This window comes from Polaromonas sp. (assembly GCF_010365105.1).
Lineage (GTDB): Bacteria > Pseudomonadota > Gammaproteobacteria > Burkholderiales > Burkholderiaceae_C > Polaromonas.
This window is the reverse complement of record NZ_JAAFGZ010000001.1, coordinates 287,301-302,641: the sequence shown is the minus strand read 5'-3', so window position 1 is coordinate 302,641 and position 15,341 is coordinate 287,301. Positions and strand designations below refer to the sequence as shown.

11 protein-coding genes and 1 pseudogene are annotated in these 15,341 nt (G+C 63.2%); 4 read left to right on the top strand and 8 right to left on the bottom strand.

Annotation, left to right across the window (positions count from 1 at the left end):
- Positions 1–5 precede the first annotated feature (5 nt).
- From GZ092_RS01400 to GZ092_RS01370, 7 genes are all read right to left on the bottom strand, one after another.
- On the bottom strand, positions 6–392 hold the full coding sequence (locus tag GZ092_RS01400) for a response regulator (RefSeq protein ID WP_293633830.1): 387 nt from the start codon (positions 390–392) through the stop codon (positions 6–8).
- A 2-nt stretch (positions 393–394) separates the two neighbouring features.
- Entirely contained in the window at positions 395–2,785 is a 2,391-nt protein-coding gene (locus GZ092_RS01395) for an ATP-binding protein (RefSeq protein WP_293633828.1), read from the bottom strand.
- A 79-nt stretch (positions 2,786–2,864) separates the two neighbouring features.
- Entirely contained in the window at positions 2,865–3,905 is a 1,041-nt protein-coding gene (locus GZ092_RS01390; protein WP_293633826.1) for an adenosine deaminase, read from the bottom strand.
- Between the two features lie 93 nt (positions 3,906–3,998).
- Positions 3,999–5,150: a BMP family ABC transporter substrate-binding protein gene (locus tag GZ092_RS01385; protein WP_293633825.1), complete on the bottom strand. Its 1,152-nt coding sequence runs from the start codon at positions 5,148–5,150 to the stop codon at positions 3,999–4,001.
- Positions 5,151–5,229: 79 nt separating this feature from the next.
- Positions 5,230–6,150 (bottom strand): ABC transporter permease, encoded by a 921-nt coding sequence (locus tag GZ092_RS01380; protein ID WP_293633824.1) that lies wholly within the window; start codon positions 6,148–6,150, stop codon positions 5,230–5,232.
- Positions 6,150–7,232: an ABC transporter permease gene (locus GZ092_RS01375; protein WP_293633822.1), complete on the bottom strand. Its 1,083-nt coding sequence runs from the start codon at positions 7,230–7,232 to the stop codon at positions 6,150–6,152. The genes GZ092_RS01380 and GZ092_RS01375 overlap by 1 nt, the downstream gene beginning before the upstream one ends.
- Positions 7,229–8,782: an ABC transporter ATP-binding protein gene (locus GZ092_RS01370; protein WP_293633820.1), complete on the bottom strand. Its 1,554-nt coding sequence runs from the start codon at positions 8,780–8,782 to the stop codon at positions 7,229–7,231. The genes GZ092_RS01375 and GZ092_RS01370 overlap by 4 nt, the downstream gene beginning before the upstream one ends.
- Before the next feature lie 303 nt (positions 8,783–9,085).
- Here GZ092_RS01370 and xdhA point away from each other — a divergent pair, with 303 nt between their 5' ends.
- Positions 9,086–10,675: a xanthine dehydrogenase small subunit gene (xdhA, locus tag GZ092_RS01365; RefSeq protein ID WP_293633819.1), complete on the top strand. Its 1,590-nt coding sequence runs from the start codon at positions 9,086–9,088 to the stop codon at positions 10,673–10,675.
- Positions 10,672–13,071 (top strand): xanthine dehydrogenase molybdopterin binding subunit, encoded by a 2,400-nt coding sequence (gene xdhB, locus GZ092_RS01360; RefSeq protein ID WP_293633817.1) that lies wholly within the window; start codon positions 10,672–10,674, stop codon positions 13,069–13,071. Before xdhA ends, xdhB begins: the two co-directional genes overlap by 4 nt.
- Before the next feature lie 9 nt (positions 13,072–13,080).
- Here xdhB and GZ092_RS01355 read toward each other — a convergent pair whose 3' ends face one another.
- Positions 13,081–13,908 carry a thermonuclease family protein gene (locus GZ092_RS01355; RefSeq protein ID WP_293633815.1) on the bottom strand — a complete coding sequence of 276 codons (828 nt, stop codon included), beginning with the start codon at positions 13,906–13,908 and terminating at the stop codon, positions 13,081–13,083.
- Between the two features lie 285 nt (positions 13,909–14,193).
- On the opposite strand from GZ092_RS01355, the pseudogene GZ092_RS01350 reads away from it, so the two are divergent.
- Together GZ092_RS01350 and GZ092_RS01345 are read left to right on the top strand one after the other, a co-directional pair.
- Positions 14,194–14,832 (top strand): annotated as a pseudogene (locus GZ092_RS01350) (porin); the annotation flags it as partial.
- 162 nt (positions 14,833–14,994) lie between these two features.
- Complete coding sequence (locus GZ092_RS01345) at positions 14,995–15,153, top strand: hypothetical protein (RefSeq protein ID WP_293633814.1); 159 nt, start codon at positions 14,995–14,997, stop codon at positions 15,151–15,153.
- Positions 15,154–15,341 lie beyond the last annotated feature (188 nt).

The window sequence follows — 15,341 nt, the reverse complement described above, 5'->3', positions numbered from 1 at the left end:
GGGTTTCAGGGGCGCGCCGCCCATACCTGGCGCAACTGATCGGACAGCTTCATCGGGTCGAAAGGCTTGGAAATCACTTCCAGCGCCCCCATGGCCTTGTAAAGCGCCACTTCAGCGGCCTGCACCTTGGCGGTCATGAAGATCACCGGCGTATGCGCCGTGGCAGGCAACTGGCGCAAGGCCTGCAAGGTGCTGGGGCCGTCCATGCCGGGCATCATCACGTCCAGCAACAGCAAGTCAGCCATGGCGTCAGGGGCCAGACTCAGCGCCTCCTGGCCCGATGCGCAGGCCACGACGGTAAATTTCCCCACGACCTCCAGCGCCATCTTGGCCACCAGGCGGATGTCAGGCTGGTCTTCAACATAAAGAATGCGGCAAAGCGGTGAGGACATGGTCAATCCTGATTTTTGAAATGAATGCGCCCTGAATTCCCGGCATTTTCGGGGGTCAGGAGGGCGCGCTGTATCGCATTGAGCAATTCGGTGTTGGACGTGTTGGACTTGACCAGGACCGCATCCGCCTTTTTGCGTTGCGTCGGGTCTTCATCGCTGGCAGAAAACACGATCACCGGCGGCCTGGGCTGGAGTTTGTCGATGTCCTCGAACAGGCTCCAGCCCGAATCCTCGCCCAGCGCAAGGTCCAGCAGGATCAGGTCAAAGGAATTCTCGCGCAGCTGGACACGGGCGTCACTGAGCGTGGCCGAAAACTCGAACTCTGCACTGTCCTGAACGACGGCGGCAACGATGCTCTGGATGTCGGGATCGTCTTCCACATGCAGGATGCGCGCCTTTGCGCCCTTCGTACCCGCCACGGCCCGGCGCACGCTTAGCACCAGCCGGCTTTCGTCGATGGGTTTTTCAAGCCAGTCCGACACGGTGAGAAGTTTTTGATTGAATTGCAGTCGCCCTTCCCCGGGCATGGCAGAAATTGCCACGACAGGTAGATGGCGTGTACGTTCATCGCCACGCACTGCATTGATGAAGGACGCGCTACCCTGGAGATTCAAGTCCACGGTGAGGGCATCGAAGCTGCCGCGCAGGGCGCGTTCCAGCGCCTGCGGCGCACCATGCACCATTTCCGACTCGAACCCCGCTTTTTCCAGCATCATGCTGATCAGGAGCGCGACATCCGCATCGCTCTCGCAAATCAGGATGCATGGCCGCCTGGGGACGGGTTGAACGTCGCAGGGCGGCAGCGGCACAGCCGGTTGCGGGTTTCGCCATTCGGGGAACTCAAAGAAAAACGTCGAACCCGCGCCAGCACTGCTGGCAAAGCCGATCTGGCCGCCCATCTTGTGGACGAGGGCCTGTGAAATGTTGAGCCCCAGGCCGGTGCCGCCTTTTTCCCGGCTGTCGGATGCATCGGCCTGCGAGAACTTCTGGAATATCCGGTCGCGAAAACCATCAGGAATGCCCGGGCCGCAGTCAACAACCTCCACCCGGACCCCTTGTGGGACCCGCAACACGTTCACGGTCACCATGCCGTCTGGCGGTGAAAACTTCACGGCATTGGACAACAGGTTGGTCACGACCTGCACCAGCCGGTCGCTGTCGGCGCTTGCCTGAAGCGAGGTATCGGGCGCATGCAGCACCAGCTTCACGCCGTGCTGGCCGGCGAAGCCTTCATGGGCAGCCATGGCCTGCTGCACCAGTTGCGCCATGTTGACGACCGTCAATTCCAGATGCATCTTGCCGGACTCGATTTTTTCGCTGTCCAGGATGTCGTTGATCAGGCGGATCAGGCGCTCGCAGTTCTTGTTCGCAATGTCCACCAAACTCTTGGCGGCCTCGGGCAGCTCTCCGGCCACGCCGCCCAGAACCAGTCCCAGCGAGCCCCGGATCGAAGTCAGGGGTGTGCGCAGTTCATGGCTGACGGTCGAAATGAATTCGGTTTTCATGCGGTCGATGCGCTTGAGCTCGGTGATGTCCGCGCCCAGCGAGAAAAACCCGATGATGTTGGCGGCGTCCGCGCCGTCGCCATAACTCGGGAAATACTGAATGTCGTAGATCCTGTTCTCGCCGTTTCGCTTGACATAGGTGCGCTCGAAGCGAACCGGGCAACCGCGCAGCACCTCATCGGCCTTGTCATGAACGGGTCCGTAGGCTTGCGGGCTGATCAGTTCGGCCACCGTGCGGCCATGAATCTGCTCAAAATCCAGGTCCAGAATCTCTTCATAGGCTTTGTTGTGAAAGATGAAACGCTGGTCCCTGTCCCGGTAGGCAATCAAGGCAGGCACGGTGTCGGTGATCTGGCGCAGCCGCGATTCGCTCTCTTTGGCCGACTTGACGGCCTGGCTCAGCTCCTTGTTGGCCAGTTGATCCGACACGACGGCAGCCAAGTCGCGCAATGCGGCGGCATCTTCCGGGGTGAATGGGCGCGGTTTCTGGTCAATCAGGCACAGGGTGCCGACCCGGTAGCCTTTCGGGCCCTGCAAAGGCATGCCGGCATAAAACCGGATTCCCAGGGGGCCCGTGACCAGCGGGTTGTCAGCAAAACGTGGATCAACGCTTGCATCTTCCACGACCAAAGGCGCATCGCTCAGGATGGCATGGCCGCAAAACGAGATGTTCCGGGGCGTTTCCAGGTCATCGAGCCCCTGCCGTGACTTGAACCACTGCCGGTCATGGTCAATCAGCGACACCAGCGCGATGTTCACACCGAACAGCCGCTGGGCAATGCGCGTGAGACGGTCGAAGCGTTCTTCAGGCGCGGTGTCCAGTACGCATAAATCATGCAATTCCGTGACACGGGCAAGCTCTTCTTGTGGTTTTATGGGTTCAAGCATGGTTTTTTAACGTCTCGATGGGAAGGCATCAAATGCCAAAGCAGCCCTCAGGCCGTGCATTCAACTTTTCCATTGCGTGTCAGTGAAAAGCTTCGAAATTTGCATCCAGCCGGTCAATGTGGCGCTGCTTGGTCGCACTGTCGATAAAACTGGCCTCAAAACTGTTGCGCGCCAGGCGGTAGGCGTGTTCGGCGTCGAGCGGCCCGGCAGCAAAGGTCTGCGTGAAGTTCTCGTTCAGGTAGCCGCCAAAATAGGCCGGGTCGTCGGAGTTGACCGTCGCTGCCAGCCCGGCATCGAGCAGCTGGCGCAGGTTGTGGCTGGCCAGGTCGGGGAACACGCAGAGCTTGAGGTTGGACAGCGGACACACGGTCAATGCGATGCGGTCTTTGGCCAGGCGCTGCATCAGGGCGGCGTCCTTTGTGGCCTGCACGCCGTGGTCGATGCGCTCGACCTTGAGCAGATCCAGCGCCGTCCAGATATACGCCGGCGGGCCTTCCTCGCCTGCATGCGCCACCAGATGAAAGCCGAGTTCGCGGCAGCGGGCAAACACCCGGGCGAACTTTTCCGGCGGGTTGCCGACCTCGCCGGAATCCAGGCCGATGCCGATGAACTTTTCCTGGAACGGCAGTGCCTGGTCCAGTGTTTCAAAGGCGTCTTCTTCACTCAGGTGGCGCAAAAAGCACAGGATCAGCGAAGCGCTCACGCCCAGTTCAGCCTGCGCATCGACGCAGGCGCGGTGCAGGCCGTTGATGACGGTTTCCATGCTGACGCCGCGCGCCGTGTGCGTCTGCGGGTCGAAAAACAGTTCGGCGTGAACGACGTTGTCCTGCGCCGCCTTCAACAAATAGGCGCGCGCCATGTCGTAGAAATCCTGCTCGGTGATCAGCACGCTGGCGCCGGCGTAATAGATGTCCAGGAAGCTCTGCAGGTTGGTGAAGGCGTAAGCGCTGCGCAGCGCGTCCACGCTGGCATAAGGCAGCGCCACGCCGTTGCGCTCGGCCAGCGCAAAGATCAGCTCGGGCTCCAGCGAGCCTTCGATGTGGATGTGCAGCTCGGCCTTGGGCATCTGCCTGAGCAGCGCGCTCAAGCGGTCGGCGGCTACGGGTTTGACAAGCTTCATGGCAACTCCAGAAATAAAAAAAGCTGCCCGAAGGCAGCCCGCAAGTATCTCTGTTTTGCCGCCGCCCCCTTCGAAAAGGGGGCAAGCCGGACATCAGCCGCCTGGAACCTTGCCTTCGACGCCCTTGACGTAGGTCTTCAGGCCGCCCAGGAACTTGTCGTCGGCGACCACGTCCTTGGCCAGCAATTCCTTGCCGGTGTTGTCCATGATCGGGCCTTTCCAGATGGAAAAGCTGCCGTCCTTCAGGCCGGCCTTGACTTCGTCGATGCGTTTTTTCGTCTCGTCGGGCACATCGGCGGCGATGGACACCAGGTCGATCGCGCCTTCCTTGACGCCCCACCACGCACGCTCGTCACCCTTCCAGGTGCCGTTGAGCGCTTCACCCACGGACTTGATGTAGTACGGACCCCAGTTGATCACGGCTGAACCCAGGTGGGCTTTCGGGCCATAGGCGGTCATGTCCGAATCCCAGCCAAAGGCGCGCTTGCCCATCTTCTCGGCGGTCTGCAGCACGGCCGACGAGTCGGTATTCTGGAACAGCACGTCGGCGCCGCCGTTGATCAAGGCCGTGGCCGCTTCGGTTTCTTTTGGCGGGTTGAACCATTCGTTGACCCAGACCACCTTGGTCTTGATCGCCGGGTTGACCGACTGCGCGCCCAGCGTGAAGCTGTTGATGTTGCGAACGACCTCGGGGATGGGCACCGAGCCGACCACGCCCAGCGTGCCGGTCTTGCTCATCTTGCCCGCCACCACGCCGGCCATGTAGGCGCCTTCGTAGGTGCGGCTGTCATAGGTGCGCAGGTTGGGCGCGGTCTTGTAGCCGGTGGCATGCTCGAACTTGACATCCTTCAGGTCGGTGGCGACCTTGAGCATCGGCTCCATGTAGCCGAAGGTGGTGCCAAAGATCAACTTGTTGCCTTGAGAGGCCATGTCGCGGATGACGCGCTCGGCATCGGCCGACTCGGGAACCTTTTCGACAAAACTGGTGACGATCTTGTCGCCGAATTCCTTTTCAACCGCCTTGCGGCCGTTGTCATGCGCAAAGGTCCAGCCGCCGTCGCCGACAGGGCCGACATAGGCAAAGGCGACTTTCAGCGGTTCGGCCTTGGCCGCAGGTGCCACGGCGGGCGCGGGCGCAGGGGCCGGCGCGGCTTCTTCCTTCTTGCCGCAACCCATCAGGGCCGCCGAAGCCACCGCCGAAAGGGCCGCCAGCTTGAGCAGGGAACGTTTTTGCAGGTCTGTCATGTCATGTCGCTTTCATTCAAGGGTCAAAAAAATCGGTTCCGTCCGGGCGGGGAAAGCCCCATTATCGGATGCGGAAAACTCAGGCGCCCGGGTGGAATGGCTTGCCGATGGAGGTCGGCATGTTGATGCGTATCCACAGCGGATTGCGCGAAATCAGCACCAGCACCACGATGGTTGCCAGGTAGGGCAGCATCGACAGGAACTGGGGCGGCACATCCACGCCCAGCCCCTGCAGGTGAAACTGCAGCATCGTCACGCCGCCGAACAGGTAGGCGCCAAGCAAGACCCGCGCCGGGCGCCAGGTGGCAAACGTCGTCAGCGCCAGTGCAATCCAGCCCTTGCCGGCAATCATGCCCTCGACCCATAGCGGCGTGTAGACCACCGACACATAAGCGCCGGCCAGCCCGCACAGCGCGCCACCGGCCACCACGGCGGCCAGGCGGATGCGCCGCACCGGATAGCCCAGCGCATGCGCCGACTCCGGGCTTTCACCGACCGAACGCAGCACCAGGCCGGCGCGGGTGCGGTACAAAAACCAGATCAGCGCGGCGGTCAGCGCCATGGCGATGTAGACCATCGGATGCTGGCGGAACAGCGCCGGGCCGATGAAGGGAATATCGGCCAGGAAGGGAATCGGGTAGAGCGTTTGCTCGGGCAGCTTTTCCTGCACATAGTTGATGCCGGCAAAGGCCGAAAAGCCGCTGCCGAACAGCGTCAGCGCCAACCCGGTGGCGTACTGATTGGTGTTGAGCCAGATCACCAGCCCGCCAAAGAGGGCCGCCAGGACAGCGCCCGCCGCCATGCCGGCAGCAAACCCCAGCCAGGTGTTGCCGGTGTGCACCACGGTGGCAAAGCCGGCAATGGCGGCGCACAGCATCATGCCCTCGGCGCCCAGGTTGACGATGCCGGCTTTCTCGTTGATCAGCAGGCCGAGCGAGGCAATCGCCAGCACGGTGCCGGCGCTCAGCGTCGAGGCCAGCAACAAGGCGGTGGAATCCATCAGCGGGCTCCTTGGGCAGAAAGGGGAAGCGGCCGGGACAGCCGCAGGCGGTAGGCAATCAGGGTGTCGCAGGCCAGCAGGTTGAACAGCAGCAGGCCCTGGAACACGCCGGTGATCGACTTGGGCAGGCCCAAGCGCGACTGCGCGAGTTCGCCGCCGATATAGAACATGCTCATCAACAGGGCCGAAAACACCACGCCGACCGGATGCAGCCGCCCGACAAAGGCGACGATGATGGCGGCAAAGCCGTAACCCGCCGGCACATAAGGCGTGAGCTGGCCAATCGGCCCAGCCACTTCCAGCGCACCGGCCAGCCCGGCCGCGCCGCCCGAGATCAGCAGCGCCACCCACAGCGCGCGGCGCGACGAAAAGCCGGCATAGCGCGCGGCAGCAGGCGCCAGGCCGCTGACCTCCTGCGCAAAGCCGGCATAGGTGCGGTACAGGTAGAGCCACAGCGCGCCCACGCCGACCAGCGCCAGCACGATGCCGATCGTCACGCGCGAGCCCTGCATCAAGCGCGGAATCTGCGTGACGGCGTCAAACGTCCGGGTTTGCGGAAAGTTGTAGCCGTTCGGATCTTTCCACGGACCGAACACCATGTAGTTCAGGATCAGGCCGGCCACATACACCAGCATCAGGCTGACCAGGATTTCATTGGCATTGAAGCGGTCGCGCAAAAACGCGGTGATGCCCGCCCAAAACATGCCGCCCAGCACGCCCGCCAGCAAAATCGCCGGAACGATCCACGGCCCGGTGGTCTTGTCGGCCAGCAGCGCTACACCGCCGGCCGCCAGCGCGCCCATGACGAACTGGCCTTCGGCGCCGATATTCCACACATTGGAGCGAAAGCACACCGCCAGCCCCAGCGCAATGATCAAGAGCGGCGTGGCCTTGACCAGCAACTCGCCTATCGCATAGGGCGACCTGACGGGTTCCCAGAAAAACACCTGCAGGCCCTTGACCGGGTCCTTGCCCAGCGCCATGAACAGGCCAATGCCGATGGCCACGGTCAGCAGCAGCGCCAGCACCGGCGAGGCATAGCTCCAGAACGACGACGGCTGGGGCCGGATTTCGAGCTTCATGCCGCGCTCCCTGCAGCAGGCGTCCACAGGCCGCTCATCCACAGGCCGACCTTTTCCACCGTCGCCTCGGCGCGTGGCAGCGAGGGCGACAACTGGCCCTTGGCCATGACGTACAGCCGGTCGCAGATCTCGAACAGCTCGTCGAGTTCCTCGCTGACCACCAGCACCGCGCAGCCGGCGCCGGCCAGCTTGAGCAGTTCGCCGCGAATCTGGCTGGACGCGCCCACATCGACGCCCCAGGTCGGCTGCGAGACGATCAGCAGCGCCGGGCCGGCGTCGATCTCGCGGCCCATGATGAATTTTTGCAGGTTGCCGCCCGACAGCGACTTGGCCGCCGCCTGCGGTCCGCCGCACTTGACCTTGTAGCGTTCAATCGTCTGCCGGGCCTGCGCCAGCAGCTTGCCGCCGCTGATCCAGCCGCTGGACGACACCGCGTCCTTGCGCGTGAGCAGCAGGTTGCGCGCCAGCGACAAGGTCGGCACCGCACCGCGCCCCAGCCGCTCCTCGGGAACGAAATGCAGGCCCAGCCGGCGGCGGCGCGCCGGGCTCATCCGGCCGGCGCTTTGCCCCCGGACGGTGATCGCGTCGCTGGCGGCGCGCGTGTCTTCGCCCGACAGCGCATAGAGCAACTCCTTCTGGCCGTTGCCCGACACCCCGGCAATGCCGACGACCTCGCCGGCGCGCACCTGAAGCGCCACCTGGTTCAGATCGACGCCGAACTGGTCTTCCTTCGCCAGGTCAAGCTGCCTGACGTCGAGCACGATGTCGCCGGTCTTCACGATGCGGCGCTCCAGCGCGGGCGGCTCGGCGCCGATCATGAGGCGGCTGAGCGACGCATTCGATTCCTCGCGCGGGTCGCATTCGCCCGACACCTTGCCGCTGCGCAGCACGGTGCAGGCGGTGCACAGCGCTCTAATTTCGTGCAGCTTGTGGCTGATGTACAGGATGCTGCAGCCCTCGAACGCCAGCTTGCGCAGGGTGACAAACAGGTTTTCAACCGCCTGCGGCGTGAGCACCGACGTCGGTTCGTCCAGTATCAGCAGCTTGGGATTGGTCAGCAGCGCGCGAACGATCTCGACGCGCTGGCGCTCGCCGACGCTCAGGGTGTGCACCGGCCGCGTCGGGTCGAGTTGCAGGCCATAGGCCTGGGTGGTCTCCAGGATGCGCTGCGACACCTCGGCCAGGCTCAAATGCCTGCCCAGTCCGAGCCAGACGTTTTCCGCCACGGTCAGCGTGTCGAACAGGCTGAAATGCTGGAACACCATGCTGATGCCCAGCGCCCGCGCCTCCTGCGGGTTGCGCACCGCCACCGGCTGGCCGTCGATGGCCATGCTGCCGGCGTCGGGCTTGACCGAGCCGTAGATGATCTTCATCAGCGTGGACTTGCCGGCGCCGTTTTCGCCCAGCACCGCATGGATCTGGCCGGGCAGCACGCTGAGCGCAATGTCGCTGTTGGCGACCACGCCCGGATAGCTTTTGCTGATGCCGGCAAGCTGCAGCCGGGGCGTCAGGGCCGCGCCGGAGGCTGCGAAGGTAGATGAAGCAGTCAAGGGCATTCTGGTGATCCGGATATCTTTTTTTTCAGGCTTTCAGCCTGTTTACGCACACACTACGGGCAAAGTCAGCTATGTTTTCAGGAGCGCATGGGTTACGGTAAAGCACGGTCGCGAGTGCGGCATTTTCCTTGCATTGCATCCTGATTGCCGGCCTGTGCGCAGCGCTTGCAGCAAGCTTGATGCCATGCCAACGACCTCCCGCCTCTGGCATGCCGGACTGCTGATACCTGTCTGCCCCGGCGGGTAATATGAAGCGCTGCAGGCAGTGCATGGCCCGATTGTTTTAACCTGATTTCCATGACCCTCCAACCCTTTGCTGTTCAGCCCGCCGTCAAAAACATCCGCTTCATCCGCAAGGGCGAAGTGGTCAATCTCGGCAATGTACCACCCGGGCGCACCGTTTTGGAGCTTCTGCGCGAAGACCTCGGCTGCACCGGCACCAAAGAAGGCTGCGGCGAAGGCGACTGCGGCGCCTGCACCGTCGTGCTCGGCCAGATCGAGGATGGCGCGCTGCGACTGCGCGCCGTCAACAGCTGCATCCGGCTGGCGTACTCCATCGACGGCATGGCGCTATGGACGGTCGAGGATATTGCCCCCACGCTTGTCGCTTCGCGTACTGCGCTGCCCCCCGAGGGGGCGCTGCGCCTGCGGCCCGGCGAAGCCGGTTCCGCGGCCCCTGCTGGCGGGGAAGTCGGGGCTGAGCCAACACTTCATCCAGTGCAGCAGGCCATGCTGCAGTGCCACGCCTCGCAATGCGGCTTTTGCACGCCGGGCTTCGTGATGAGCCTGTTTGGCATGTACAACAACCATGTCAGCCGGGGCGCGCCCATCACGCGGGCGCTGGCGCAAGAGGAACTCTCGGGCAACCTGTGCCGCTGCACCGGCTACCGGCCCATCCTGGACGCCGCGCAGCACATGGCCAGCCTGCCGCCGATGCGGCTCGACGAAAACTCGCTGCTATCAAAACTGGAGCTGCTAGCGCAGTCGGGCTATGCGCAGGAGCCTGATTCAGCTTACAAATTGCCGTACACGCTGGCCGAGTTGCTCAGGCTTCGCGCCGCGCATCCGGCGGCGCAGCTGGTGGCCGGCTGCACCGACGTGGGACTGTGGGTGACCAAGCAGCACCGCCAGCTTGACGAGATCATTGACCTGACCCAGGTGGAAGAACTGCGCCACATTGAAGACCAGCCCGACCAGTTGTTGATTGGCGCGGCCGTGACGCTGGCCGATGCGTTTGCCGCGCTGGTCAACGACCGGCCGCAATTGCACCAATTTGCCAGCCGCTTTGCCGGGCTGCCCGTGCGCAACTCGGGCACGCTGGGCGGCAACATTGCCAACGGCTCGCCGATTGGCGACTCGATGCCGCTGCTGATCGCGCTGGGTGCGTCTGTCGTACTGGCCAGCGTGCGCGGGCAGCGCGAGTTGCCGCTGGAAGCGCTCTACACCGGCTACCGGACCAATGTGATGGCGGCCGACGAGGTGCTGGCCTTTGTCAAGGTTCCCAAGGCTGCGCCTGACGAGACGATGAAGGTTTACAAGATTTCCAAACGCTACGACGACGACATTTCCGCCGTCTGCCTGGCGATCAAGCTGCATATTGAAAACAGCATCGTCGTTCATGCGTCGATAGGCGCGGGCGGCGTGGCGGCCACCCCGGCCCGCGCCGTCCAGACCGAAGCCGCGCTCGCCGGCCAGCCCTGGACCCTTCAAACCGTTCAGCACGCCATCGCCGTGCTGCGCGCCGAGTTCAGCCCGATTTCGGACATGCGCGCCTCCGGCGCTTACCGCCGCGAAGTGCTGGGCAACCTGCTGCAGCGCTACTGGCTGGAGAGCCAGGGTGTGCAACAGATCAACCTGGAATCGTTCGTTCTGGAAGAAAGGGCATGACCATGGACAAGGACATTTCCCCCAGCCGCGATGAAGTCGCCGACCCGGACGTGATCAACGCCAACGCGCATGCCGACCAGCAGCCCGACACGCCGCCGGCTGCCGTCAGCCCGCCGCCGGTGCCGCAGGCGGCAGGCCGTTCGCGCTTTCACGAGAGCGCGCGTGCGCAGGTGCAAGGCGCGGCCATCTATGTCGATGACATTCCCGAGATCAAGGGCACGCTGCATGCCGCGCCGATTTTGTCCACTGTCGCCCACGGCCGGCTTCTTGGCGTTGACACGGCGGCCGCGCTGGCCATGCCCGGCGTGCGCGGCGTGATGCTGGCGCGCGACATTCCCGGCGACCCGCTGCTGGGCAACTTTTCGCACGACGAACCCGTGTTTGCGCAGGACAGCGTGCAGCACATCGGCCAGGTGATCGGCGTGGTCGTGGCCGATACCGTGATGCAGGCGCGGCGCGCGGCGCGGCAGGTCAAGTGCCACATCGACGCCCTGCCCGCCATCCTGAATGTGCATGACGCGTTGAAGGCGCAAAGCTATGTGCTGCCCCCGGTGTTCGTGCGGCGCGGCGATGCGGACGCCGCGCTGAAATCGGCACGGCACACGCTGCACGGCACGCTCGAAGTCGGCGGCCAGGAGCATTTCTACCTGGAAGGCCAGATTGCCTACGTGCTGCCGCAGGAACAAAACCAGTGGCTGGTGTATTCCAGCACCCAGCATCCGGGCGAGATCCAGCACTGGGTGTCGCATGCGCTGGGCATTGACAACCACGCCGTGCGCGTTGAGTGCCGGCGCATGGGCGGCGGCTTTGGCGGCAAGGAAACGCAGTCGGGCCAAATGGCGGTCTGGGCGGCGGTGGCGGCGCGCAAGCTCAAAAAGCCCGTCAAGCTGCGCATGGACCGCGACGACGATTTTCTGGTCACCGGCAAGCGCCATCCGTTTGCCTACGACTACACGGTGGGTTTTGACGACACCGGCCGCCTCGCGGGCCTGAAGCTGACGATGGCGGTGAACTGCGGCTTCAGCGCTGACCTGTCCGGCCCGGTGGCCGACCGCGCGGTGTTCCATGTGGACAACGCCTATTTTTTGCAGGATGTCGAAATCGCCTCCTACCGCTGCAAGACCAACACCCAGAGCCACACCGCTTTTCGGGGCTTTGGCGGGCCGCAGGGCATGATCGTGATCGAAGCCATCATGGGCGACATTGCCCGGCAGCTCGGCCTGGACCCGCTGGACGTGCGCAAGCGCAACCTGTACGGCATCGGCGAGCGCGACGTCACGCACTACCAGATGAAGGTCGAAGACAACATCCTCGACCCATTGCTATCGAAACTGGAGCAGACTTCGGGCTACCGCCTGCGCAAACAGGCGATTTTGGCATGGAACACCGCCAGCCCGGTGATCCAGCGCGGCATCGCCCTGACGCCGGTGAAATTCGGCATTTCCTTCACCGCCACGCTGTTCAACCAGGCCGGCGCGCTGGTGCATGTTTATACCGACGGCTCCTGCCAGGTCAACCACGGCGGCACCGAAATGGGCCAGGGCCTGAACACCAAGGTCTGCCAGATCGTCGCCGACGAACTCGGCATTGCATTCGAGCAGGTCCTGGCGACGGCCAGCGACACCAGCAAGGTGCCCAACGCCTCGGCCACCGCCGCATCGGCCGGCACCGACCTGAACGCCAGGGCCGCGCAATACGCCGCCCGCCATGTGCGGGACAACCTGGCGCAGTTTGTCGCCGGGCTGGATGGCTGCGGCGCGGGCGCAGTGCGCTTCCAGGGCGGCGAAGTGACAACGCCGACCGGCAGTCGCCCGTTTACCGAGGTCGTCAAGCTGGCCTACGCCAACCGCATCCAGCTCTGGAGCGACGGCTTTTACCGCACGCCCAAGATCCATTACGACAAGACCACGCTGACCGGCCGGCCGTTTTATTACTTCTCCTACGGCGCCGCCTGCACCGAAGTCGCCATCGACACGCTGACCGGCGAGAGCCGGGTGCTGAAGGTGGACATCCTGCACGACGTCGGCAACAGCATCAACCCGGCCATCGACATCGGCCAGATCGAAGGCGGTTTCGTGCAGGGCATGGGCTGGCTGACCACCGAGCAGCTGGTGTGGAACGAAAAAGGCCAGCTCAGCACCCACGCCCCCAGCACCTACAAGATTCCGACCACCGGCGATGTGCCCGCGCACTTCAAGGTCGATCTGTGGCCCGAGGCGAACCGCGAGGACAACGTGTTCGGCAGCAAGGCTGTTGGCGAACCACCGCTGATGCTGGCGATCAGCGTGTATGAAGCCCTGCGCGAAGCGGTGGCGCAGGCACGGCCGGGCGCGCGGGTGCAACTGGACGCGCCAGCGACGGCGGAGAACGTGCTTCGCGCGCTGGGGAGTTTGTGATCGTGGCGTTCAACAGCCGCCGTAGTTCTTGCCGCCCGATGCCGTGAGCGTGTACGTGCCGCCGCGAGGACCTGTATAGCAAGTCTGTGGTGACGCTGCGCTGCCGGAGTTGCTCGCGCTGTTGGCTGGGGTGGTCGGGCCAACGCTTGTCAATGCGGAATTTGCCGACCAGACGGATGCGCCACTGGAGCAGACCGGCGTCACGGGCTCGGACCCGTTGCGGTAAAACCAGGGCGCTTCGGGATCGCTTTGTACCCACAGGCCCGCTTTTTCCTGCACGGCTTTGCCCTGCGCCTGCATAAATTGATTGCGTGTCGCCTCGCTGATCTCGCATTGGTAGGCCTTGTAGAACCATGCCAGGCCCACTGATACCTGATCCAGGTTGACGTACTGGCAACTGTCCGTGAACACCGCGCCCACAATCCGGCCGTACTGGTCGGTCTTGCTGTAAGCCACTTTCACAGATTTTCCCAGCACGGCCTGGGCCAGGGCGGCTTGCGACAAGCTGCCGAACGGCTGCGCCAGCTCCGGCGCGTCGATGCTGTCCAGCCGGATTTGATAGGCGCTTGCGGCACGGCTCAGCGTGACCGTATCGCCATCGTGAACCTTTGTCACCAGTCCTTCCAGGAGTTTGTCTCCGACATGGACGCCGCACAGCGTGGTGCCCTGGGTTTCGGATGCCGTTGCGCCGCCGGCCAAGCCCGCATTTCCCGTCGGTTTCGAGTCGTTCGGCGCACAGTTGGCAGCGCCGCCTGAACAGCCATCAGAGCCGCCATCTCCACCGCCGCAGCCCAAAAGCAGCGCACCGGTAAAAATGCAGGCCAAAATATTTCTCATGTGTGTGCATTTCCTCAAGTTTTTCAAATCGGAACCCTCTGAATGGGTGGGGATCATAGGACGCCTGGTGGCGCAGGGAGTTTCACCCGCCCCAACCGGGAGCAATTCCGGGCATAGTCCTTGCCTTCCAGCAACCTATGGACACGTATTAGCCAGATTGCTTGCGAATAGTCCATAGCGATGCCGAGTGATCGGCACTTTCACCATTTGCTGGAGTTTCGCTGCATCAAAAAATCATGGCCCTGGGCGCCGCACAGCTGTGCACCGCCGGCACCCACGCGCAAGCCGCTCGGCGATTCGTTCACGTTTTCGCCGCTGATCCTGCACAGGAACGAGCCGCTGTTCAACGCCACGGGCTGGGCGGCGACCACGCCCTCGGACACCGGCTGGAGCAACCAGATTGCCTATACCACGCCGAAGTTCGGCGGCTTCCAGGCCAACTTCCAGTACCCGTTCGGCGAACTGCCGGGGACAACGGCAAGAAGAACATCGGCGCCAACTTCTTTTACTTGGGCGGCCCGCTGACGCTGACCGGCTTTTACGAACCCGACCAGATCAGCAACCCCGGCATTCCCCATGCCTACCTGGGCAGCACCAAGAAAGCTGGATGCTGCTGGGCGCCTGTGACTTCGGCGTGGTCAAGCCCTTCCTCAGCTATGGCCGGTCCAAAGCCGACAACTCGACCAACGAAGCCAAAACCATGCAGTTCGGCGCGTCCATCCCGGCCGAAGCGACCGGCAAGGTACTGGTGGACCTGGTCAGCACCAAACTGTCGAAGACCGGCGTGAAACGCACCAACGCCACCCTCGGCTACGACTACAACCTGTCCAGGCGCACCGATGCGTACGCCATGCTGATGAACACCGCATCATCAACAAATCCACAGGCAACAGCTTCGGCCTCGGCGTTCGCCACCGTTTCTGATTTGCAGGCCATGTGATGGCTCACGGCTTTTTCCCGGCGGTGTGAAAACCTCACGCCGAGGTGGACAACACGGCATCAAAACTGGTGCCGTCAAAGGGCAGCGTGTCGGCATCGGCGACCTGTCACTTCTCGTCCAGACGTTCTGCGGCGACCCTGAAGCGCATGGCCAAACCCTTGGCCAGCGAAATCGTGGTGTCCAGCAGTGCCGGTGATGACACCCGGGCCGACATGGCGCAGGAAGGATGGGATGCGTTTGAACATGGCCGCGAGCCCACCACGAAAAACCAATGCACAGGCATTGACGCCTTGTCAAAATACTGACAAAAAATGGGCTTTAGCGCAATAGATACATGCGCAAGCAGCTATCAACTCGATAGCATTTGGACAAGCCCGCTTTTTGTTGCCCACCCCGAAATCGCGATGCCCCCAGCCTACACACGGTTGATTCCCGAGTGATAAGCTCCACCGAAAATGTATGTTTTCAGCCGGGCCTGCGTCATCGACAAGTC

Excerpts from the sequence above, each read along its gene's own strand:
- GZ092_RS01400 (WP_293633830.1), bottom strand. The coding sequence starts at position 392 with ATGTCCTCACCGCTTTGCCGCATTCTTTATGTTGAAGACCAGCCTGAC.
- GZ092_RS01395 (WP_293633828.1), bottom strand. The coding sequence starts at position 2,785 with ATGCTTGAACCCATAAAACCACAAGAAGAGCTTGCCCGTGTCACGGAA.
- GZ092_RS01390 (WP_293633826.1), bottom strand. The coding sequence starts at position 3,905 with ATGAAGCTTGTCAAACCCGTAGCCGCCGACCGCTTGAGCGCGCTGCTC.
- GZ092_RS01385 (WP_293633825.1), bottom strand. The coding sequence starts at position 5,150 with ATGACAGACCTGCAAAAACGTTCCCTGCTCAAGCTGGCGGCCCTTTCG.
- GZ092_RS01380 (WP_293633824.1), bottom strand. The coding sequence starts at position 6,150 with ATGGATTCCACCGCCTTGTTGCTGGCCTCGACGCTGAGCGCCGGCACC.
- GZ092_RS01375 (WP_293633822.1), bottom strand. The coding sequence starts at position 7,232 with ATGAAGCTCGAAATCCGGCCCCAGCCGTCGTCGTTCTGGAGCTATGCC.
- xdhA (WP_293633819.1), top strand. The coding sequence starts at position 9,086 with ATGACCCTCCAACCCTTTGCTGTTCAGCCCGCCGTCAAAAACATCCGC.
- xdhB (WP_293633817.1), top strand. The coding sequence starts at position 10,672 with ATGACCATGGACAAGGACATTTCCCCCAGCCGCGATGAAGTCGCCGAC.
- GZ092_RS01355 (WP_293633815.1), bottom strand. The coding sequence starts at position 13,908 with ATGAGAAATATTTTGGCCTGCATTTTTACCGGTGCGCTGCTTTTGGGC.
- GZ092_RS01345 (WP_293633814.1), top strand. The coding sequence starts at position 14,995 with ATGGCCAAACCCTTGGCCAGCGAAATCGTGGTGTCCAGCAGTGCCGGT.